Consider the following 21,499-nt stretch of genomic DNA (forward strand, 5'->3'; position numbering starts at 1 on the left):
TCGATGTGGATCTACCGTCGCAGCGCCGGAACTGTCACGTCCATCGAATCTTTTCGAGCATTCCTTTCAGCTGAGCTGAACGTTTCGGCTTTACGCACCGGACGCACCGGACGCGCCCCGAGCTGGCCGAACACCGTCGCCCCGAAAGCCAGGGCCATGCCCGCCAGCTGCACGGGACCCAGCGCCTGGCCGAGCGCAGCCCAGCCGATTACGGCCGCCGTGAGCGGGGAGAGCGGGCCGAGGAAGGTGACCTGGGTGGCGGTGAGCCGGCCGATGCCGCGGAACCAGAGCCAGTACGCGACCGCCGTGTTGGCCAGCGCCAGATAAAGGTAGCCGCCGACCGCCCGGCCGTCGAGCGCGGGCGGCGCGCCCTCCACGAGCAGCGCGACCGGGGCCATCAGCAGCCCGCCCGCGGTCAGCTGCCAGCCGGTGAGGGCCAGCGGGCCCACCCCCTCGGGACGCCCCCACCTCTTCGTCAGCACGGTGCCCGCGGACATCGACGCGGTCGCGGCGAGGGCGGCGAGCACACCCACGGCGTCCAGCGCACCGGCCGCCTTCAGTACGACCAGGCTCACGCCGAAGGCCGCCGCGAGGCCCGTGAGGAGCGTACGGAGGGTCGGGCGTTCACCGAGCAGGGCCGCCGCGAGACCCACGACGAAGAGCGGGCCGACGGAACCGACGACCGCCGCCATACCGCCCGGCAGCCGGTAGGCGGAGAGGAAGAGCAGCGGGAAGAAGGCGCCGATGTTCAGCGCGCCCAGGGCCGCCGCCTTCCACCACCAGACCCCGCGGGGCAGCGTGCGGGCGAGGGCCAGCAGGACGAGCCCGGCGGGCAGGGCGCGCATCAGGCCGGTGAACAGGGGACGGTCGGCCGGCAGGAACTCCGTGGTGACGGCGTAGGTACTGCCCCAGGACACGGGGGCCAGGGCGGTGAGCGCGATGACGGTACTGCGGTTCATGACCGGCTCCATGAGGGAGGTGGCTCGCGTGATGACTCCGGAAGACGGTTCCGGGAGTTGGCTTGGCAGTAATTAGCTTAGCGCTAAGCTACTTATCGTCAAGCCACCTTCTTGCAGCCCGGTGACGCGGTGCGGATACTCGCCCCATGAGCACTTCCAGGGCCGCCAGGACCCCCGCCGACCCCGTCGACGCGATCATCGACCAGTGGGCCGTCGTCCGGCCCGACCTGGACACGGCCGCGATGGAGGTCTTCGGCCGCGTCTTCCGGCTCTCGCGCGCGATGGGCGACCGGATGGAGAAGACGTACGCGGGGCTCGGCATCTCGCGCGGCGAGTTCGACGTGCTCGCCACGCTGCGGCGGTCCGGCGACCCGTACGCCCTCTCGCCCCGGCAGCTCTCGGCGACGCTGATGCTGACCACGGGAGGCATGACCGGCCGCCTCGACAAGCTGGAACGGGCCGGTCTGCTCCGCAGGTCCCCCGACCCCCACGACCGTCGCGCCCTCCAAGTGACGCTCACGGACAAGGGGTTGGTGCTTGTCGACGAGGCGGTCGGGGCCGGTCTTGCCGTCCAGACGGAGGCGTTGTCGTCCCTCGACGAGGGGCAGGCCGATCAACTGGCTGATCTGTTGCGTCAGTTGCTTGCCGGGGCGGGCCGGACGAGTCGCTAGGCGACTCGCCGGGGAGGGGGGTCCTGTGCGTTGTCTGCTGCGGGTTCGATGTGGCTTGTCGCGCAGTTCCCCGCGCCCCTTACGGGGCCCGTTAGGCCTGTCCCATTGATGTTGTCAGTGCCGTTTCTAGTTCCTCTGTGGTTGGGTTCTCCGCTGCCCAGGCTGCGTAGCCGTCCGGGCGGATCAGGAGGGTTGTGCGGCGGTCGCTCGCCCAACTTGCCACGGTCAGGCGGTCCTTGCGGGTGCCTGAGTCGGGGGGCGTGGGTGCGTCGGGCGGGGTGATGAGTACGAACCTGCCGCCGCGCAGGGCCTCGTACAGGCGGCCGTCCCGAAGGGGCACGTCCGGGACGCGTTTGCCGGTGAGGGGGTGGGCGCCGCGTGGGGCCGGGTAGGCGTAGCCGATGCCGGTGATCTGGCCGAGCATGCGGGTGCGGGCCGGGCGGGCGTGGTTCACGAACGTGGTGAGCAGGGTGCGGGCCGCGAGCGTCCAGGGCCGCTTGGCCATCGCGAGCCGTACGAGTCCGCCGCTGCTGCGGAGGACGGACTTTCCGACGGGGTGGCGTTCGGACTGGTAGGTGTCCAACAGGTCTGCGTGGGCGTGGCCGTTGAGTGTCGCCGCCAGCTTCCAGCCGAGGTTGGCGGCGTCCTGGAGGCCGGTGTTCATGCCCTGGCCGCCGGCCGGGGTGTGCACGTGCGCGGCGTCCCCGGCCAGGAAGACCCGGCCGACCCGGTACGCGGGAGCCTGTCGCTCGTCGCTGTGGAAGCGGGACATCCAGCGGGCGTCGTGCATCCCGAAGTCGCGGCCGAGGGCGAGGCGGGTGATCTCCTTGACCTCTTCGAGGCCGAGGGGCGTGTCATCGGGGACGTCGCGTCGGCGGTCCCAGCCGATCACCCGGTAGTAGCCGTCCCCGAAGGGCGCCAGGAACGCGAACGCGTCCCCGACCGCGTTCACGGTCAGCAGCGTCTCCGGCTCCTCGGCGAGCCGGACATCGGCGAGTACGACGGAACGGATCGCCGAACGCCCCGGGAAGGGCAGCCCCACGGCCTCCCGCACGGCACTGCGCATCCCGTCCGTCCCGACGACGTACGCCGCCCGCAGCTCCCGCAGTTGCCCCAGTTCCGGCGCTCCCCCGGCGGCCGGCTCGGCCCCGGCTGCCGCGCGCACCCGGAGGGTCACCCCGTCCGCGTCCTGGACCAGCCCGGTCACCTCGGTCTCGTACGCGAACCGCACCCCGGCCTCCACCGCCCGCCGCTCCAACGCGCGCTCCACCTCGTACTGCGGCAGCACGAGCAGGTGGTTGAAGCGGGAGGGGAGGGTGGTGAGGTCGATGGTCAGGCGGGAGAAGAGCCGGAGCCGGTCGAGCGTCTGGCCCTTGCTCTCCAGCTCGTCGGCGAGACCTCGAGCGTCTAGCTGCTCCAGCGTGCGGGCGTGCAGGGCGAACGCGCGGGAGAGGTTGCTGGTCCTGTGCGGGCGCTTCTCGACGAGGGTGACGGGAATGCCGGCGGTGGCGAGGTCGCCGGCCAGCAGCAGACCGGTGGGGCCCGCGCCCACGACGATGACGTCGCGGGAGGGGGTGACGTCGGTACGGGGGGTGCCGTTCTCGTCGGTCGCGCCTGTCGTGCCGGTCGTACCTGTCATGGCGGCCTCCTGGTGCCAACGGTTGTTGGTCAAGGGCTGTTGGCGAACACCGGGCGGTCCGGGTGCCAACACTCGTAGGCCAACGCTTGTAGGCCAACGCCCGTTTGCCACCATAGGGCGACACCCCTGGCCCGTCAACAGTTGTTGGCCTACGCTTGTTGGCATGACCGACACCGGCTCCCCCGCCCAGCACGCGCAGCCCTCCCCACCGGCAGGGCCCACCCGCCGCTCCGACGCCACCCGCGCCACCATCCTCACCGCGGCGCGCGAACGCTTCGCCGCCGACGGGTACGAGCGCGCGACCATCCGCGCCATCGCCCGCGACGCGAAGATCGACCCGTCGATGGTGATGCGCTACTACGGCAACAAGGAGGGCCTGTTCGCGGCGGCCGTCGACATCGATCTGCGGCTGCCGGTGCCGGAGAAGGTGCCGAAGGAGGAGGTCGGCCGGATCTTCGTCGAGCACTTCGTGGCGCTCTGGGAGAACGACGAGGTACTCACGGCGTTGCTGCGGGTCGGGGTCACCAACGCCGCCGGGGCCGAGCGCATGCAGGGCATCTTCAAGGAGCAGTTGGTGCCGGTGGCCCTGCGCGTCTGCCCCGACCCCGAGCAGGTCCCGGCCCGCGCCGCGCTCGTGGCGTCACAGATGCTGGGCATGGCGCTGACCCGGTACGTCCTGCGCCTGCCGCCCGCCGTGGCTCTGTCCCGCGAGGAGATCGTGGCCTGGCTGGCACCGACGGTCCAGCGCTATCTGACGGCCCCGCACCCGGGCCCCTCCCGCTGAAGCCACCGCCACCGCCGCAGCCGCAGCCGATGGACGCGGTGCCCGTACCGGGCGGAAACACGTCGAGGGCACCGTCCTCGGGCACGTACGACAACTGCCGTACGTACACGAGGACGGTGCCCTCGAAACAGAAAGCCTCAGTGGCCGGAGCCGGCCGAGGTCAGGAGGCCTTCACGGCCGCCTTCGTCTTGGCCTTGCCCTTTGCCTTCGGGTGACGGTCGGTCGATCCGTCGAGGACCCAGACCAGACCGGCGATCAGCAGGAACAGTCCGATCGGCGCCACGACAAAAAGCCCCAGCGTCTCGATGACGCTCAGGCCCGGACCGGGATCGTCGCCGTCGTCGGGCGTCAGCGCGAGCGCGGGGGACGACATCAGCAGCATCATCAGCGTCGTACCGGCAGCCAGGGCGCCGGCGCGCAGGGCGTTCTTCTTGTCCACGGTGCAAACGTAGCGAACACCTAATCCGGCCGCGCGCCCGGGGGTGCCGTACGAGGCGAAGTGCGGCCCGAGTCCGGCCCTGATGCTGCCTGGTCCGGCCCGGAGTCTCCCGTGTCCGGCCCGTGTCCGCCCACCGCCCGGCCCGCGCGCACCACGTCGATGAGGGCGTGCAGCCGGGGTGAGGCGGCGAGTTCCTCCAGGGTGACGGGGCGGCCCTCGGCGTCGGCGACGGGCAGGCGCCAGTTCGGGTACTGGTCCCAGGTGCCGGGCAGGTTCTGCGGGCGGCGGTCGCCGACGGTGTCCGGGAGCCAGACGCCGATCATGCGGGCGGGGGTGCGCAGCAGGAACCGGTGCAGGGCCTGGATCTGCGCCTCCTCCGAGTCCTCCGACAGCCCGCCGGCCGCGCCCTGGAGCAGTCCGAGCCGGGCGAGCAGCGCCAGCCACTCCCCCACGTCGGCGGCCGCCTCGGCCCGTTCCTCCTCCACGGGGCGGGTCAACAGACCCAGCCGGTCGCGGAGTTCGACGTGGTCGCCGGTGAGCCGGGACGCGGTGGGCGGCAGGTCGTGGGTGGTGGCGGTGGCGAGGCAGTCGGCGCGCCAGCTTTCGGGAGGCAACGGCAGCCCCGTACCGTCCCAGTCGCGTTCGAACCACAGCACCGAGGTGCCGAGCACGCCGTGCTGGTGGAGCTTCTCCCGGACGCCCGGCTCGACGGTGCCGAGGTCCTCGCCGATCACCAGTGCCCCGGCGCGGTAGGCCTCCAGCGCGAGGATCGCGAGCATGGCCTCGGCGTCGTATCGGACATACGTTCCCTCGGTGGCCGGGCGGCCCTGTGGGATCCACCAGAGGCGGAAGAGGCCCATGACGTGGTCGATCCGGAGGGCGCCGGCGTACCTGAAGAGGGCGCGCAGGAGACGGCGGTACGGGGCGTAGCCGGACGCGGCGAGGCGGTCCGGGCGCCACGGCGGCAGCCCCCAGTCCTGGCCCTGCACGCTGAACGCGTCCGGGGGCGCGCCGACGGACATGCCCGCCGCGAAGTACTCCTGTTGCGCCCAGGCGTCGGCGCCGCCGGGGTGGACGCCCACCGCGAGGTCGTGCACGAGCCCGACCCCCATGCCCGCGTCGCGCGCGCTGCGCTGGGCGGTGGCGAGCTGGGCGTCCGTCAGCCAGGCGAGGCGGCTGTGGAAGTCGACGCGGTCCATCAACTCGCCCCGGGCGCGGGCGGTTTCGGCGGAGCGGGGGTCGCGCAGGGCGGCCGGCCACTTCTGCCAGTCGGAGCCGTACACCTCGGCGAGCGCGCACCAGGTGGCGTGATCCTCCAGCGCCTCGCCCTCCTCGGCGAGGAAGTCGCAGTAGGCGGCACGGCGTCCGGGCCCGAGCGGCACGTCCCGTACCAGCTCCAGGGCCTCGCGCTTCAGCTCCCACACGGCGTCGCGGTCGATCAACGCGCCTTTGTCCAGCACGGATTCGCGCAGCCGCCCCGCCCGCTCCAGGAGCGTACGGACGCGGTCGCGGTCACGTTCGTCGGCGTACGCGAACTCGGGGATGTCCTCGACGCGCAGGTACACGGGGTCGGGGTAGCGGCGGGAGGAGGGCCGATACGGGGAGGGGTCGGTGGGTGCGCCGGGCACGGCCGCGTGCATCGGGTTGACCTGCACGAACCCGGCGCCGAGCGCCCGCCCCGCCCAGGCCGTCAGCTCGGCGAGGTCCCCGAGGTCACCCATGCCCCAGGAGCGCCGCGACAGCAGCGAGTAGACCTGCACGAGCAGGCCGTACGTACGCCCCGGTGCCGCGGGCAGCCGCATCGGCGCGACGACGAGATGGGCGCGGGCGGTCCGCCCGTCAGGAGCGGTCGCCTCCAACTCATGGACACCCAGGGGCAGTTGCTCGGCGGAGGCGCGCGTCTCCCCCTGCTCGGTACGGATCCGCAGCCGGGTCCCGGCGGGCAGAGCGGCAAGGGCGGAGGCAAGCGAGGAGTCTCCGGGAAACCCGGGCGGGGTGATCGGCTCCTGGCCGCCCGGCGCGGACGCGGAACCAGCGGCACCGCGGGAACCACCGGCCGCGGATGCACCGGCCGCGGACGCATCGGCCACGGACGCATCGGCCACGGATGGCGGTCCGCCCGGCGCGAGCGCATCCGCGTCCGGCCCGGGCCGGTCGTCGCTTGCCCCGGGGAGGTTTTCGCTTGCCCCGGGAGGGTTCTCGCCCGCCCCAGGCCGGTGCTCATCCGGCGTCGGCCGGTCCTCGCCCCGCGCTCGCTCGCTGCCGTCCGCCCCCGGGGCGGAGTCGCGCGCCCCGGGGCCGTGGTCGTTCCCGGCGGCCGTCGCGGCCCCGCTCCAGCACACCAGTGTCGGTGGGAGCAGTTGCTCCCGGAGCTCCGTCTCGCGCGCCGTGAGCGCCGTGCGGATCGCGTCCGGTGTGCCGGCGGCGACGCCCAGTGCGGCGAGGACGGCGACGACCGCGGCGTCCGAGGCCGCGACCGTGCGCCCGGGGGACGGGCTGAAGGAGGTGGCGACACCGTGCAGCGCGGCGAGCCGGGAGAGCGGCATCAGACCCCCGATGGGTCCAGGCCCGCGGCGGCGCCCGTGGAGGTGGGCTCGCTCGTCAGGTGCGCGGCGTCGGCGAGAGGCGGTTCGCTGGTGAGGGGGGCGGCGTCGGGCAGCGGCGGCTCGCTGGTGAGCGGCGTCTCCGCGCAGGGCCCTTCGGCGGTGAACACGCAGATGTACGGGTCGGGGTCGGCGGGCTGGTCCGCCGGGCGTTTGGAGAGGGCCGAGAGCAGAAGCTGTGCCGATGCGGCCATGGGGGCCTCCTTGGTCGTCGCGGGTAGTCGTACGGCGGGTCAGGGCAGCCCTACCCAGTGGGCGGGCGCGCAGACGTGACAGCCCGGACAACGTGCCCTTGTTCACATCTTGTCCCGGATGCGCCGGGTTACCAAGAGCGCCTGGACGACCACCGCCCGCGATCAGGCCCGCCCTCTCCCGCGAGACCCCCTCCCCCGAGAGCTCCTTTGAGAGCCCCTCCCGGAGCGCGGCCGAGGTTTTTCCGCGGCACTGCGCGGGAGCCGTGTGGCTGACCGCCGCGACGGCCCGCCTCATCGGCGGGCTGCTCGCGACCCGCACCGGGAACCCGGCGGTGCTGCTCGCGGCGGAGCGGCTGCGCGACGACCCCTGGGCAACCGCCCGGACCCATGCGGCGGTGCTGCTCGTGACCGTCGTGGGGACCGGTTTCGTGGGGATCCGGCAGATGATGCTCGACGCGCTGTCGACCCGCGAGGCCGGCACGCCGGCCGTGGACATGTCCTTCTACACCACCGGGGCCAACCTGGCAGGAGCGGCCGTCCTGGTCGCCCTCGCGATCACGCTCTCCGCCCTGGCCGTGGGCACCGCCGAGTCGCTGGCAACCCGCCGCCGGGGCCTGGCCGCGCAGGTCGCCGCCGGGGTGCCGCGCGGGGTGCTCGGCCGGGCGCTGCTCCTTGAGACCGCGCTGCCGCTCGCGCCGGCGGTCCTGCTCGCGGGCGTGGGAGGCATCACCGTCGGCGGCTGGTACGCGGTGCTCTCGGCGGGCGGCGGACCGGGGGTCCCGCTGTCGCCGCTACTCGTCCCCCCGGCCGTCTACCTGTGCTGCCTCCTCGCCGCCGCCACTTCCCTGCCCCTGCTGCGCCGTTCGGTGCACCCTGCGGAGCTGCGCTTCGCGTAGCCGCGCCGGGCGCGCCGGGCCGCCCTGCGCACAACAGGACTCCGGCGCCCCGGGAGGCACGAGGGGACTTCCCGGAGCGCCGGAAAACAGCGAACCGGCCCGCACGAAAGAAGCGGACCGGCCCGCACAACGCAGGACGACCGGCCGCACAACGCAGGACGGACCGGCCCGCACGAAAGAAGCGAACCGGCCCGCGCAACGCCAGACGGACCGGCCCGCGCAAGGCAAGACGAAGGCCCGGATCGTCAGGCGGAAATGCCGTCGATCCGGGCCATCGCGTCCTCCGCGCCGTACGGCTGCAGGTATGGCAGCCAGCGCGGGTCCCTATGCCCGGTTCCGATGATGCGCCAAGCGAGCCCCGTCGGCGGGGCCGGTTTATGGCGCAGGCGCCAGCCGATCTCGACCAGGTGACGGTCGGCCTTGACGTGGTTGCAGCGGCGGCAGGACGCCACCACGTTGTCCCAGACGTGCTGACCCCCGCGGCTGCGCGGGATGACGTGGTCGACGCTGGTTGCGACGCCACCGCAATACATGCACCGGCCGCCGTCCCGGGCGAAGAGCGCCCGACGGGTCAGCGGAACGGGCCCCCGGTAAGGGACCCGTACGAACCTCTTCAGCCGGACCACGCTGGGTGCGGGGACAGTAACGGTTGCACTATGCATAAAGGCGCCGGATTCCTCGAGGCAGACAGCCTTGTTCTCGAGGACGAGGACGAGCGCGCGGCGGAGCGGTACGACACCGAGGGGCTCGTACGACGCGTTGAGGACCAGGACATGCGGCACGGATGGCCTCCTTGTACGCCGGCGGCGCGTGGCTCGCGCCGGGACGATCTGTAGTCAGTCTCCCCTCATGCCTGGTGGAAGCGCCACCATGTCCCGGTAACGGGCTGGGAGTGTTTTCGACCACACCCTCTTCATCCCCAGGTGAGCACAGTGTCTCCCTCGAACATTGCAACGATCCGCACATGGTGCCCCGTTAGTGTGGTGGTTCTGCCCGTCGGTGCCCCTATCCCGATGTCCCTGCCACGGGCGGACCGCTACGCCTGGAGGTACCTGCCGTGTTCTTGTCCGTCCTGTCGGCCGCCGATCCCACCGAGGAACCGACGTCGCCAACGCTCCAGGACGCCCAGGAAGGCGCGACGAACGCCGCGAGCTGGGTCGAGCAGAACTGGTCCACATGGCTCAGCATCGGCCTGCGCGTGCTGCTGATCCTGGTGATAGCGGCCGTGCTGAGAGTGGTCATACGTCGGACCATCACGAAGTTCATAGACCGCATGAACCGTACGGCCCAGGCGGTCGACGGCACGGCTCTCGGCGGCCTCCTGGTCAACGTCGAGCGCCGCCGTCAGCGCTCCCAGGCCATCGGTTCGGTGCTCCGCTCGGTCGCGTCCTTCGCGATCATGAGCACGGCCGCGCTGATGATCCTCGGCACGTTCGAGATCAACCTGGCCCCCCTGCTGGCCTCCGCGGGTGTGGCGGGCGTGGCCATCGGTTTCGGCGCCCGCAACCTGGTCACGGACTTCCTCTCCGGCGTCTTCATGATCCTGGAGGACCAGTACGGCGTGGGCGACACGGTCGACGCGGGCGTGGCCTCCGGCGAGGTCATCGAGGTGGGCCTGCGCGTCACCAAGCTCCGCGGCGACAACGGCGAGATCTGGTACGTCCGCAACGGCGAGGTCAAGCGCATCGGCAACCTCTCCCAGGGCTGGGCCACGGCCGGTGTCGACGTCACGGTCCACCCCTCGGAGGACCTGGACCGGGTGAAGACCCTCCTCAACCAGGTCGGCGAGGACATGAGCAAGGCCGAGCCCTGGAACGAGCGCCTCTGGGGCCCCATCGAGGTCCTGGGCCTCGACAGCGTCCTGCTCGACTCGATGGTCGTCCACGTCTCCGCGAAGACGATGCCGGGCAAGGCGCTCAGCGTGGAGCGCGAACTCCGCTGGCGCATCAAGCACGCCCTGGACGCGGCCGGCATCCGTATCGTCGGCGGCCTCCCGGTCCTGGCGGACGAGGGCACGGCCCCCGATCCGACGGCGGGGATGGCGGCCCCGTCGGCCTACTCCAACTCCGCGTCCCCCCAGTCGCAGACGGCGTCACCCATAGCGCCGGCGGCGGTGCCGACGAATGTGACGAAGTAGGGGCGAGAGCTTTCTCATACGCGCGCAGCCTCCGTGGGGCGGTGTCCGGGTCACTCCGGGTGCCGCCCCACACACGTGTTCCCGCACTGTCCGCCGGGTCGCGTGTCCCCCCGCCGTCCGCCGGGTAACGACTTCGTTGCCCGACAGTGGCCGGTATTGACGCGTCCCCCACCCCGGGCCTACCTTCCTCCCACCGATAGGAAAGTTTCCTAACAATGATTCCTCGGTGGACTTCCCGGTGGCACCACTGGGAAGCTGGGCAGCCGAAAGGCAGGTGTCGACACTCATGGCAGGAACCGCCGGTACGCCGGGCACCCCTCGCGTTCTGCGGACCATGAACGACCGTGCCGCACTCGATCTCCTGCTGGAGCACGGGCCGTTGTCCCGGACCCGGATCGGCAAGCTGACCGGCCTGTCGAAGCCGACCGCTTCGCAACTGCTGGCCCGCCTTGAGGCGGCGGGGCTCGTCCTCGTCACCGGCACCAGCGAGGGCCGGCCGGGGCCCAACGCACAGCTGTACGCGGTGAACCCGGCCGCCGCCTACGCCGCAGGTCTCGACGTGACACCCGAGCGGATCCTCGCCGCCGTCGCCGATGTGACGGGGCGGACGGTGGGAGAGTACGAACTGCCCACCCCCGGCCGCCGCGCCGGCCAGACCGTCGTGCGGCAGGTCACCGACGCCCTCGACGGCGCCGTGAAGGCGGCGGGGCTGGTCCGGGCCGACATCCAGCGGCTCGTCATCGGCACCCCCGGCGCGTTCGACCCCAACACGGGACGGCTGCGCTACGCCTCCCACCTCCCCGGGTGGCACTCCCCCGCCCTGCTCGACGAGCTCGCGGCCGCACTGCCGATGCCCGTCGAGTACGAGAACGACGTCAACCTCGTCGCCATAGCCGAGCAGCGGCTCGGTGCGGCCCGGGGCCACGAGGACTTCGTCCTGCTGTGGAACGAGGGCGGCCTCGGTGCCGCGCTCGTCCTCGGCGGACGCCTGCACCGCGGCTGGACCGGCGGCGCGGGCGAGGTCGGCTTCCTCCCCGTACCCGGCGCGCCGCTCGTCCGGCACGTCACCAAGGCCAACAGCGGCGGCTACCAGGAGCTGGCCGGCTCCCAGGCCATCCCGAAACTCGCCCGCGAACTCGGCATCCAGCCCCTGCCAACCGGGCCGTACGCCGAAGCCGCCGCCGCGCTCGTCGAGCAGGCGGCGGACATCAACGCGGGGGCCCACCGGCAGCTCCTGGAGACGTACGCGACGGGGCTGGCCACCGGTCTCGCCTCGCTCGTCTCCGTCCTCGACCCCGAACTCGTCGTCCTCAGCGGGGCCTCGCTCACCAGGGGCGGCGAACCGCTGCGCGCCCTGGTGCAGGCCGAGCTGGAGGAGCTGGCCGCACCCCGGCCGCGCCTCGTGGTCGGCGACGTCGACGAACACCCCGTGCTGCGCGGCGCGTTGGAGAGCGCGCTCGTGGCCACCCGCGACGAGGCCTTCGACACCTCGCGCTGAGCCCGACCCCGCACGCCTCCCCCGCACATCTCCGTACGCATCCCGTCCCACACCACCCCGTCCCGCCCCAGGGAGACTTCGCCATGCCCGGAATCATCAAAATGCCCGCAATTCCCAGGAAAAGCGTGCTCGCCGCCGCCTCGATAGCCCTTCTCACCACCGCCTGTACCGGCCAGTCGGACACCGGCGCCACGGACGACCCGAACGCGTCGACCACGATCACGTTCTGGCACGGCTGGAGCGCCCCCGCCGAGGTCAAGGCCATCCAGGCGAACATCGACCGCTTCGAGAAGGAACACCCCAACATCAAGGTGAAGGTCGTCGGCAACATCAACGACGACAAGCTCAACCAGGCGCTGCGCGCGGGTGGTTCCAAGGGCCCGGACGTGGTGTCGTCGTTCACCACGTCCAACATCGGCAAGTTCTGTTCGTCCGGCGCCTTCGCCGACCTCAAGCCGTTCATCGAGAAGTCGAAGCTCGACCTCGACAAGATCATCCCCAAGCCGATGCTGGAGTACACCCAGTTCGAGGGCACGCGCTGCGCGATGCCGCTCCTGGGAGACGCGTACGGCCTCTACTACAACAAGGACGCGTTCGAGAAGGCGGGCATCAAGGCGCCGCCGAAGACGTGGTCCGAGTTCACCGAGGTGGCCAAGAAGCTGACGAAGTCCAAGGGCGACTCGTACGAGCAGCTCGGCTTCATGCCGAACTACCACGGCTACGAGACGGTCGTGGACCACTACATGTCGCAGTGGGACCACGCCTACTTCGACAAGGACGGCAAGTCCAGCATCGCCGAGGACCCGGCCTTCGCCGAGATGTTCACGTACCAGAAGAAGCTCGTCGACAGCCTCGGCGGCTTCCAGAAGCTGGAGAAGTACCGCAACACGTTCGGCGACGAATGGGGCGCCAAGCACCCCTTCCAGACCGGCCAGGTGGCCATGCAGCTCGACGGCGAGTGGCGGCTCGGGATGGCGAAGGACGCGGGCGTGAAGTTCGACATCGGCACGGCTCCCATGCCCGTCGCCGACGACGAGGTCGACGAGTACGGCAAGGGCTTCCTCTCCGGCACGATCATGGGGATCGCGCCGCAGAGCAAGAAGCAGAACGCGGCCTGGGAGCTGGTGAAGTACATGACGACCGACACCGCGGCCGTCGTCGCCTTCGCCAACGCCATCCACAACGTGCCGTCCACGTTCGCCGCGCTGAAGTCGCCCGACCTGACGGTCGACCCGGGCTTCAAGACCTTCCTGGACATCGCGCAGAACCCGCACTCCAACACCCCGCCGGCCTCCGTCAACGGCTCGACATACCAGACGACACTGCAGGACTTCGGCTACCAGTACGAGTCCGGCAAGGCGAAGGATCTGAAGGCCGGTCTGAAGAAGACGGCCGACCAGATCGACCGTGACATCGAGCAGGCGAAGTAGCACCGATGTCCACGCTCACCTTGCGTGCGAAGCGCCGCCGGTCGGCGCTTCGTACGGCCGCGTTCATGTCGCCGTGGCTGATCGGTTTCAGCGTCTTCTTCGCGTATCCGCTGATCTCGACCGTGTACTTCTCGTTCATGAAGTACGACGGCTTCGGTGTCCCCGAGTTCAGGGGTCTGGAGAACTGGAACTACGTCTTCAGCGACTACCCCATGTTCTGGCCCGCGCTGCGCAACACCCTGTGGCTGGTGGTCGTCATGGTCACGCTCCGGGTCGCCTTCGGCCTGGGCATCGGCCTGTTGATCACGAAGATCAAGACGGGCACGGGTGTGTTCCGCACGCTCTTCTACCTGCCCTATCTGGCGCCGCCCGTCGCGGCGACGCTGGCCTTCGTCTTCCTGCTCAACCCGGGCACCGGGCCGGTCAACTCGGTCCTCGGCGACCTCGGACTGCCGACGCCCGGCTGGTTTACGGACGCCGCGTGGTCCAAGCCCGCCCTCACCATGCTGGCCCTCTGGGGCGTCGGCGACCTGATGGTCATCTTCATGGCCGCGCTGCTCGACGTACCGAAGGAGCAGTACGAGGCCGCCGAGCTGGACGGTGCGTCCGCCTGGCACCGGTTCCGGTTCGTGACGCTGCCGAACATCTCACCGATCGTCATGTTCGCGGTGGTCACCGGTGTGATCCAGACGATGCAGTACTACACGCAGCCACTCGTCGCGGGGAAGGTCGCCTCCGGGATCATCGGCGGCTCGGGCCAGCAGTTCGAACCGGGATACCCCGACAAGTCGACGCTCACCCTGCCGCAGCTCGTCTACAACCTCGGCTTCCAGCGCTTCGACTACGGCTCCGCGTGCGTGGTCGCGCTGGTGCTGTTCGCCCTGTCCATGGTGTTCACCGCGTTCCTGATGCGGCGCCGGGGCGGTCTCATCCAGGCAGGTGACTGACCCATGACCCAAGTACTCGACAAGCCCGTGGAGCTGGGGTCGCCGCCGGTGACACCCGCCGAACGGACGGCCCGCCGCAAGGCGCTCCTCGAATGGATCGCCGTGCATGCGCTCGGCGTCGCGGCCGCGCTGTTCTTCGTGCTGCCCTTCGTGTTCGTCGTCCTCACCTCCCTGATGAGCGACAACCAGACCCTCACCAGGGACCTGGTCCCGCACACCTGGGAGTGGGGCAACTACGCGAAGGTCTTCGACACGCCCGGCTTCCTCACCTGGTGGAAGAACACCCTTCTGTACGCGGGTGCCGGCACCGTCCTGACCGTCGTGTCCAGCATTCCGGTGGCGTACGCGCTCGCCAAGTTCCGCTTCCGTGGCCGGAACCTGTCGTTGATGCTGGTCATCTCGATGATGATGCTGCCGCCGCAGGTCATCATCATCCCGATGTACCTGTTCTGGGCGAAGCAGCTGGATCTGTCGGGCACCCTGTGGCCGCTGATCATCCCGATGGCGTTCGGGGACGCGTTCTCGATCTTCCTGCTGCGGCAGTTCCTGATGACGATCCCGAACGAGTACATCGACGCGGCGAAGGTCGACGGCTGCGGGGACTTCAAAACCCTGCTGAGGGTCGTCCTGCCGATGGCCAGACCCGGCATCGCCGCCGTCGCGCTCTTCCAGTTCTTCTACGCCTGGAACGACTACTTCGGACCGCAGATCTACGCGTCCGAGAACCCCGGCGCCTGGACCCTGAGCTACGGCCTGGAGTCCTTCAAGGGCGCGCACCACACCGACTGGAATCTGACGATGGCCGCGACCGTCCTGGTCATGGCCCCCGTGATCCTCGTGTTCTTCTTCGCGCAGAAGGCGTTCGTCGAAGGCGTCACGCTCACCGGAGTGAAGGGCTGACATGAAACTCGCAGTAGTGGGCGGGGGCTCCACCTACACCCCTGAACTCATCGACGGGTTCGCGAGGCTGAGGGACACCCTGCCCATAGAGGAACTGGTCCTGGTCGACCCCGCCCTCGACCGTCTCGAACTGGTCGGCTCTCTGGCGCGGCGCATCTTCGCCAAGCAGGGGCACCCGGGGCGCATCATCACGACCGACGATCTCGACGCGGGTGTCGAGGGCGCCGACGCGGTGCTGCTCCAGCTCCGCGTCGGCGGACAGGCCGCGCGGGGCGAGGACGAGACCTGGCCGCTGGAGTGCGGCTGCGTCGGCCAGGAGACGACCGGCGCCGGCGGCCTCGCCAAGGCGCTGCGTACGGTCCCGGTGGTGCTCGACATCGCCGAGCGCGTACGTCGTGCCAACCCGGACGCCTGGATCATCGACTTCACCAACCCCGTCGGCATCGTGACCCGCGCCCTGCTCCAGGCCGGTCACAAGGCGGTCGGACTGTGCAACGTGGCGATCGGATTCCAGCGGAGGTTCGCCGGAATGCTGGGCGTCACCCCCGCCGATGTGCACCTGGACCATGTGGGCCTCAACCACCTCACCTGGGAGACCGGTGTGCGCCTCGGCGGCCCCGAGGGCGAGAACGTGCTGCCCAAACTGCTCGCCGAGCACGGCGACTCCCTCGCCGACACCCTGCGCCTGCCGCGCGACATCCTCGACCGGCTGGGCGTCGTCCCGTCCTACTACCTGCGCTACTTCTACGCGCACGACGAGGTCGTACGAGAACTGGGTACGAAGCCGTCGCGGGCCGCCGAAGTGGCCGAGATGGAGCGGGAGTTGCTGAAGATGTACGGCGACCCGGAACTCGACGAGAAGCCTGCGCTGCTCGCCAAGAGGGGCGGGGCGTACTACTCCGAGGCGGCCGTGGACCTCGCCGCGTCGCTGCTCGGCGGGGGCGGGAGCAGGTACCAAGTGGTGAACACCTACAACAAGGGGACGCTGCCGTTCCTGCCCGACGACGCCGTGATCGAGGTACAGGCGGCGGTCGGGCACGCGGGGGCGGCCCCGCTGCCGGTGGCCCCGGTGGACCCGCTGTACGCGGGGCTGATGGCGAACGTCACCGCGTACGAGGACCTGGCCCTGGAGGCCGCGCTGCGCGGGGGACGCGAGCGGGTGTTCCGGGCGCTGCTCGCCCATCCCCTGGTGGGCCAGTACGCGTACGCCGAGGGCCTCACCGACCGGCTGATCGCGCACAACCGGGAGCACCTCGCGTGGGCGTGACCGCAACTGTCCTCGCCGTCGACGCGGGCAACAGCAAGACCGACGTGGCGGTCGTGGCAGCCGACGGGAGCGTGCTGGCCACGGCGCGCGCCGGCGGGTTCCGGCCACCCGTCGTCGGCATCCGGGAGGCGGTCGACACGGTCGCGGACGCCGTCGGCCGCGCCTTCGCCGCGGCGGGCGTGGACTCCGTGGACCATGTCTCCGCGTGTCTGGCCAACGCCGATCTGCCGGTGGAGGAGGAGCAGTTGGCGGCCGCGCTGCACGCGCGCGCGTGGGGCACGACCGTTCAGGTCCGCAACGACACCTTCGCGATCCTGCGGGCCGGTGTGGAGGAGCCGCGCGGGGTGGCCGTGGTGTGCGGCGCGGGCATCAACTGCGTGGGCATGCGGCCCGACGGCAGGGTCGCCCGGTTCCCCGCCCTGGGCCGTATCTCCGGTGACTGGGGCGGGGGCTGGGGTCTCTCCGAGGAGGCCCTGTGGCACGGGGCGCGGGCCGAGGACGGGCGGGGCGGTCCGACCGCGCTGGCCCGCACCCTGCCCGCCCACTTCGGCCTCGACTCCATGTACGCGCTGATCGAGGCCCTGCACCTGGAACACATCGAGCACGCGCGGCGCCACGAGCTGACGCCGGTCCTCTTCGCCACGGCGGCGGACGGCGACCCGGTCGCCCGCGCGCTCGTCGACCGGCTCGCGGACGAGGTCACGGCCATGTCAGTCGTCGCCCTGACCCGTCTCGACCTGCTCGACGAGGAGACCCCGGTCCTGCTCGGCGGGGGCGTCCTGGCCGCCCGCCACCCCCAACTCGACGACCGGATAAGGGAACTGCTGGCCGAGCGCGCCCCCAAGGCCGTACCCAGCGTCGTCACCGCCCGGCCGGTCCTCGGCTCCGCCCTCCTCGGACTCGACCACGAGGGGGCCCCGGCCCTGGCGCACGCCCGCGTGCGGGAGTTCTACGAGAAGGTCTGAGCGCGCCGGGAACCGAACAGTTCGGGTTGGCGTATTCATGGGCAGGGGTGGTACGGGATCTTCGCCGTGCTGCGATCCGGGCAAGGCCTTGCTGCAATCCGAACAAGATCGCATCAAGGCCTGTGCGGATGTCAGTCCCGGCGGCGATACTTGCGGCCGTGCACCTCTGCCCGCGCTTCCTGGCGCCCGGGCGGGGGTGACCGGCCTATGACCATGGGGGAGGTCGAGTGACATATCAGCAGAAGGGCGGTGCGGCGCCACCGGGGGCGCCCGCACCCACGATGCCCGCGGTGCCGCCACAGGCCCCGCCGCCCGGACCGCAGGTCCGCTCCGCCATGCCCGACACCGGGCCTCCCCGCCGTACGGCGTGGGCCGAGGGCGTCGACCAGCTGCGTGCCGCGGCGACCACCGAGCCCGGGCGGCTGCGCATCATCGGCGCGGTGCTCGCCCTCCTCGTCGTCGCGTTCGGGGCGGTCACCGCCTTGGAGATGACGGACCGTTCGGCCGCCGCGGACGACGTGCTGAACAGCAGCCAGCCGCTGAGCGCCGACGCGGCGGAGATCTACCGCTCCCTCGCCGACGCCAACACGGCCGCGTCCAGCGGCTTCCTCGCGGGCGGCCAGGAGACGCAGGCGTCCCGCGACCTCTACGAGAAGGACATCAACAGCGCGGCGGAGAAGCTGGTCACCGCGGCGGCCAACTCGGAACCCGGCTCCACCTCCGAGAAGACCATCACCAAGCTGAACAGGATGCTGCCCGAGTACAAGGGCCTGGTGGAGCGCGCCCGGGCCAACAACCGCCAGGGCTTCCCCCTCGGCGGCGCCTACCTCCGGTACGCGAACTCCAAGATGCAGGTGATGCTCGACGACGCCGAGCGTCTCTACACGGTGGAGAACCAGCGCCTGCGCTCCGACTACGACGACGCGACGCCCTACCCGTGGATCGCGATCGGCGCCGGCGTCCTCGCCATCGGCGGCCTCGCCTGGGCCCAGCACCGCAACTACCGCCGTACGAACCGTGTGCTGAACCACGGCCTGGTCGCCGCCACGGCCGCCTCCACGGTCGTCCTGCTGTGGCTGGTCGTCGGCCACAGCGTCGCCCGCGCCGGCCTGAACGACTCGTACGACAACGCGGTCCGCTCGCTGAACACGCTGAACGACGCCCGGATCGCCTCGCTCAAGGCCCGGGGCAACGAGAACCTCACGCTGGTCGCGCGCGGCGCGGAGACCAAGACGGTGGGCACGGGCGCGAACGCGAAGACGCTGGACGTCTTCGACGAAAACTACAAGAAACAGATGAAGGACCTCACCGCGAACCTGGCCGCCGCCGAGGGCCTCGCCGACAACAGCGCGGGCGAGAAGCCGGTCCAGGCCGCGACGGCGAACATGAAGGTCTGGAAGGAACGGCACCTTGAAGCCCGCGCGGAGGACAACCTGGGCAACTACCAGGGCGCGCTGGACCGGGTGATCGGCTCCGACGACAAGAAGCCGACGGGCGAGTGCTTCAGGAACGTCGACACGGCCCTGAAGGCGGCGATCGACCACGAGGAGACCGAGTTCAAGCAGGCCGCCGGAGACGGCCGGGGCGCGATGAACGGCCTGGTGGTGGGCGCCGCGGTGCTCGCGGTGCTGGCCGCGGCCGGCGCGGTGCTCGGCATCGGGCGCAGGCTGTCGGAGTACCGGTGAGAGGGGGCATGACGATGAACGCACGGCGTTTGCGGACCAGTCTGAGGGGCTGGGGCGGGGTGGGTGCGATGGCGGTCGTCTGCGCCCTGGCTGCCGTGTTCGCGCTGCTCCTGCCGGTCTCCCAGAGCCGCGAGGACGGCGGCACGGATGCCGACGGCCAAGGTGTGGCGCAGGGCTCCCAGGCAAGGGCCGAGGACTGCGAGAACCCCGAGGACCAGAGCCTGTCGCCGGACTCCGGCCCTCAGGACGGCAAGACGATCCAGCGGATCAAGGAGAACGGCTATCTGACGGTCGGCGTCGACCAGAACAGCTACCGCTTCGGCTACCGCGACCCGAACAGCACGTCGGCGTCCGCCAAGTTGGAGGGCTTCGACATCGACCTGGCGCAGGCGATCGCGGACGCGATCGTCGGCAAGAAGGAGAACAACGTCCGCTTCAAGGCCATCCCGACCATCGAGCGCATCCCGGCGATCCAGGGCGGGAAGGTCGACATGGTGGTGCGCACCATGACGATCAACTGCACGCGGCTGGAACAAGTCGCCTTCTCGTCCCCCTACTTCGAGACCGGCCAGCAGGTGCTCGCCCCGAAGAAGTCGGACATCAAGGGATACGACGACACGCTCGCGGACAAGCGGATCTGCTCGGCGTCGGGCTCGATCGCCCTCGACAAACTGAAAGCGGACCTGGGGAGCGTCATCCCCAAGTCCGCCGACATCGACACCGTCGTGCCGAACCAACTCGACTGCCTGGTGCGGCTGCAGCTCGGTGAGGTCGACGCCGTGGTCACCGACGGCGCGCTCGCCGCCAGCCAGGCCGCACAGGACCCGACCGTCGAGCTCAAGGGCGAGCCGTTCACGGACGAGTACTACGGCGTGGCAATGAAGAAGGACGCAACCGATCTGATACGCCGGGTCAACCAGATCCTGGTGGACTACCGCAAGGCCGACTGGCAGAAGTCGTACGACACCTGGCTCGCCGGGACGCTCGGCAAGGGCGACGGGCCGCCCGCGGTCCAGTACAAGTAGCGGGAATGCTCCAGCAGTTCCTCACGAACAGTTCTTCACGCAGTTCTTCACGAAGCGAGGGGTGATCGATGGGCGTCACGGGACCCTCCGGGCCGGTGATGGACCGGGACGAGGTGGACCGTGCGCTGGCGCGGCTCGGCGCGGAGCACGAGGCCATCGAGACCTCGCTCCTCGCCCTGCAGGACCACGCGGGCCGCAGACTCCTCGAAGGCGCCGAGCTCACTGGTACGACCAAGGAGCGCTGGGGGGCCGCCGAGGCGTCGATCTCCCTGCTGTGGGCGTACTTCGACGCGTACGCCGACGCGTTGCGCTCCGCGCGGGAGATCCGTTCGCGCAGACGCTGGTCCAACCGCGAGGACCTCGTGGAGCTGACGGAGCTGCTGCGCGGCGAGAGCGTCACGGTCGCCGGCAGCGCGTCCGCCACGGCCGCGGCGCCCACGATGGCGGGCACGGGCAGGCTCAGCGAGAGCTTCTCGCTCGCCGAACTCGTGGAGCGCATGAACGAGTTGTACGCGACCTCGCTGGACATGGTCGTGACGGCGGACGCCGTGTGGTCGGCGCTGCCCGCCCGGATCGATTTACTGGCCGCGGAGTTGCAGCGCACCCGCCGGCTCGCGCACTCCGTGGGCGTACGGCCCGGTGAGCACCCCTCGGGCGACGACCTGGAGCGGATCACCCGCACCCTGACCGCGCTGCGCGAGCGGGTGGTCTCCGATCCGCTGGACTTCTGGCTGCCCGCGCAGGGCAGTTCGGCGCCGGGCGGCGGCCGCCCCGACACCACGCGCTACGACCGCGAGGCGCGCGCCCTTGAGGAGGTGCGCCGCGAGATCGACGCCGTGCTCACCGTGCGGCAGGACGCGGAGGCACGGCTGGTGCGGCTGCGGGACGTGCTGAGCCGCGCGGACCGCACGCTCGCCGAGGCGCGAAGTGCCCGCGGCGAGGTCCTCGCGAAGATCGCCGCGTCCGAGGTGCCCGCGGTGAGCGGCCCGCCGACCGCGCTGCAGGAACAGCTGGCGACGGCCGCCGAGTACCGCAGGCACGCCCAGTGGCACCGCCTCTCGCCGCTCCTGGAGGCCCTGGAGGCGAAGGCCGACGACGAACTGCTGCGCGCCCGCGAGTCGTTGACCGCGGTCACCGCGCCGCTCGCGGTCCGCGCGGAGCTGCGCGGCCGTCTCGACGCGTACAAGGCGAAGGTCGCCCGGCACGGCTTCGCCGAGGACCCGCTGCTGGTGGAGCGGTACGACGCGGCGCGCCGCATGCTGTGGAGCGCGCCCTGCGACCTGCGTGTGGCGGAACAGGCGGTGCTGCGCTACCAGCACGCGGCCGCCGAAGTGCTGGTGCCCAGGGTCCCCGGGCACGGTGGACCACAGGACCGGAGGGGGGAATCGTGAGTCAGCAGAACGTCAACACCGAAGCAAGTGGGCAGAGTCCGCAGCAACCGTGTCAGCGGCCCGGCTGCT

At 71.0% G+C, this 21,499-nt stretch carries 18 protein-coding genes and 1 pseudogene; 13 read left to right on the forward strand and 6 right to left on the reverse strand.

Annotation, left to right across the window (positions count from 1 at the left end; all coding sequences use genetic code 11):
• Nucleotides 1-11: 11 nt before the first annotated feature.
• On the reverse strand, nt 12-959 hold the full coding sequence (locus ACFWXQ_RS16660) for an EamA family transporter (protein ID WP_383947752.1): 948 nt from the start codon (nt 957-959) through the stop codon (nt 12-14).
• A gap of 146 nt (nt 960-1,105) precedes the next feature.
• Between ACFWXQ_RS16660 and ACFWXQ_RS16665 the strand changes: the two genes are divergently transcribed.
• Complete coding sequence (locus tag ACFWXQ_RS16665) at nt 1,106-1,630, forward strand: MarR family winged helix-turn-helix transcriptional regulator (RefSeq protein ID WP_383947749.1); 525 nt, start codon at nt 1,106-1,108, stop codon at nt 1,628-1,630.
• Between the two features lie 91 nt (nt 1,631-1,721).
• Here ACFWXQ_RS16665 and ACFWXQ_RS16670 read toward each other — a convergent pair whose 3' ends face one another.
• On the reverse strand, nt 1,722-3,269 hold the full coding sequence (locus tag ACFWXQ_RS16670; protein ID WP_383947746.1) for an FAD-dependent monooxygenase: 1,548 nt from the start codon (nt 3,267-3,269) through the stop codon (nt 1,722-1,724).
• A 163-nt stretch (nt 3,270-3,432) separates the two neighbouring features.
• Between ACFWXQ_RS16670 and ACFWXQ_RS16675 the strand changes: the two genes are divergently transcribed.
• Nucleotides 3,433-4,053, forward strand: a complete 621-nt coding sequence (locus ACFWXQ_RS16675) for a TetR family transcriptional regulator (RefSeq protein WP_383947743.1) — start codon at nt 3,433-3,435, stop codon at nt 4,051-4,053.
• Between the two features lie 160 nt (nt 4,054-4,213).
• Here the strand turns inward: ACFWXQ_RS16675 and ACFWXQ_RS16680 are convergent, their stop codons facing one another.
• Genes ACFWXQ_RS16680 through ACFWXQ_RS16690 form a run of 3 tightly spaced genes read right to left on the reverse strand, consistent with a single transcriptional unit; the run spans nt 4,214 to nt 7,289 of the window.
• Nucleotides 4,214-4,492 carry a hypothetical protein gene (locus ACFWXQ_RS16680; RefSeq protein ID WP_200398128.1) on the reverse strand — a complete coding sequence of 93 codons (279 nt, stop codon included), beginning with the start codon at nt 4,490-4,492 and terminating at the stop codon, nt 4,214-4,216.
• A gap of 20 nt (nt 4,493-4,512) precedes the next feature.
• Nucleotides 4,513-7,038 (reverse strand): 4-alpha-glucanotransferase, encoded by a 2,526-nt coding sequence (malQ, locus tag ACFWXQ_RS16685; RefSeq protein ID WP_383947741.1) that lies wholly within the window; start codon nt 7,036-7,038, stop codon nt 4,513-4,515.
• On the reverse strand, nt 7,038-7,289 hold the full coding sequence (locus ACFWXQ_RS16690; protein ID WP_383947738.1) for a hypothetical protein: 252 nt from the start codon (nt 7,287-7,289) through the stop codon (nt 7,038-7,040). The genes malQ and ACFWXQ_RS16690 overlap by 1 nt, the downstream gene beginning before the upstream one ends.
• Nucleotides 7,290-7,543: 254 nt before the next feature.
• Here ACFWXQ_RS16690 and ACFWXQ_RS16695 point away from each other — a divergent pair.
• Nucleotides 7,544-8,185 (forward strand): annotated as a pseudogene (locus ACFWXQ_RS16695) (ABC transporter permease); the annotation flags it as partial.
• Between the two features lie 245 nt (nt 8,186-8,430).
• Here the strand turns inward: ACFWXQ_RS16695 and ACFWXQ_RS16700 are convergent.
• On the reverse strand, nt 8,431-8,967 hold the full coding sequence (locus ACFWXQ_RS16700) for an HNH endonuclease (protein ID WP_055611422.1): 537 nt from the start codon (nt 8,965-8,967) through the stop codon (nt 8,431-8,433).
• Between the two features lie 275 nt (nt 8,968-9,242).
• Between ACFWXQ_RS16700 and ACFWXQ_RS16705 the strand changes: the two genes are divergently transcribed.
• The 10 genes from ACFWXQ_RS16705 to ACFWXQ_RS16750 all read left to right on the forward strand — a co-directional run bounded on the left by ACFWXQ_RS16705 (nt 9,243) and on the right by ACFWXQ_RS16750 (nt 21,430).
• The gene (locus ACFWXQ_RS16705; protein ID WP_383947735.1) at nt 9,243-10,322 is read left to right on the forward strand and encodes a mechanosensitive ion channel family protein; all 1,080 of its coding nucleotides are present in this window, start codon (nt 9,243-9,245) and stop codon (nt 10,320-10,322) included.
• 286 nt (nt 10,323-10,608) lie between these two features.
• Entirely contained in the window at nt 10,609-11,820 is a 1,212-nt protein-coding gene (locus ACFWXQ_RS16710; protein ID WP_383947732.1) for an ROK family protein, read from the forward strand.
• 101 nt (nt 11,821-11,921) lie between these two features.
• Nucleotides 11,922-13,250: an ABC transporter substrate-binding protein gene (locus ACFWXQ_RS16715; RefSeq protein ID WP_383947771.1), complete on the forward strand. Its 1,329-nt coding sequence runs from the start codon at nt 11,922-11,924 to the stop codon at nt 13,248-13,250.
• Between the two features lie 5 nt (nt 13,251-13,255).
• A complete protein-coding gene (locus ACFWXQ_RS16720) occupies nt 13,256-14,197 on the forward strand; it encodes a carbohydrate ABC transporter permease (RefSeq protein ID WP_383947729.1) in 942 nt (313 codons plus the stop codon).
• A 3-nt stretch (nt 14,198-14,200) separates the two neighbouring features.
• A complete protein-coding gene (locus ACFWXQ_RS16725) occupies nt 14,201-15,097 on the forward strand; it encodes a carbohydrate ABC transporter permease (RefSeq protein WP_383947726.1) in 897 nt (298 codons plus the stop codon).
• 1 nt (nt 15,098) lies between these two features.
• Nucleotides 15,099-16,364, forward strand: coding sequence for a 6-phospho-beta-glucosidase (locus ACFWXQ_RS16730; protein ID WP_383947723.1), 1,266 nt, complete (start codon nt 15,099-15,101; stop codon nt 16,362-16,364).
• Nucleotides 16,355-17,329: an N-acetylglucosamine kinase gene (locus ACFWXQ_RS16735; RefSeq protein ID WP_383947720.1), complete on the forward strand. Its 975-nt coding sequence runs from the start codon at nt 16,355-16,357 to the stop codon at nt 17,327-17,329. The genes ACFWXQ_RS16730 and ACFWXQ_RS16735 overlap by 10 nt, the downstream gene beginning before the upstream one ends.
• A gap of 227 nt (nt 17,330-17,556) precedes the next feature.
• Nucleotides 17,557-19,014: a hypothetical protein gene (locus ACFWXQ_RS16740; RefSeq protein WP_386268421.1), complete on the forward strand. Its 1,458-nt coding sequence runs from the start codon at nt 17,557-17,559 to the stop codon at nt 19,012-19,014.
• Nucleotides 19,015-19,028: 14 nt separating this feature from the next.
• Nucleotides 19,029-20,039, forward strand: coding sequence for a glutamate ABC transporter substrate-binding protein (locus tag ACFWXQ_RS16745; protein WP_383942861.1), 1,011 nt, complete (start codon nt 19,029-19,031; stop codon nt 20,037-20,039).
• Between the two features lie 68 nt (nt 20,040-20,107).
• Complete coding sequence (locus ACFWXQ_RS16750) at nt 20,108-21,430, forward strand: hypothetical protein (RefSeq protein WP_383942858.1); 1,323 nt, start codon at nt 20,108-20,110, stop codon at nt 21,428-21,430.
• Nucleotides 21,431-21,499 lie beyond the last annotated feature (69 nt).

The organism is Streptomyces sp. NPDC058697 (genome assembly GCF_042715345.1).
GTDB lineage: Bacteria > Actinomycetota > Actinomycetes > Streptomycetales > Streptomycetaceae > Streptomyces > Streptomyces liliifuscus.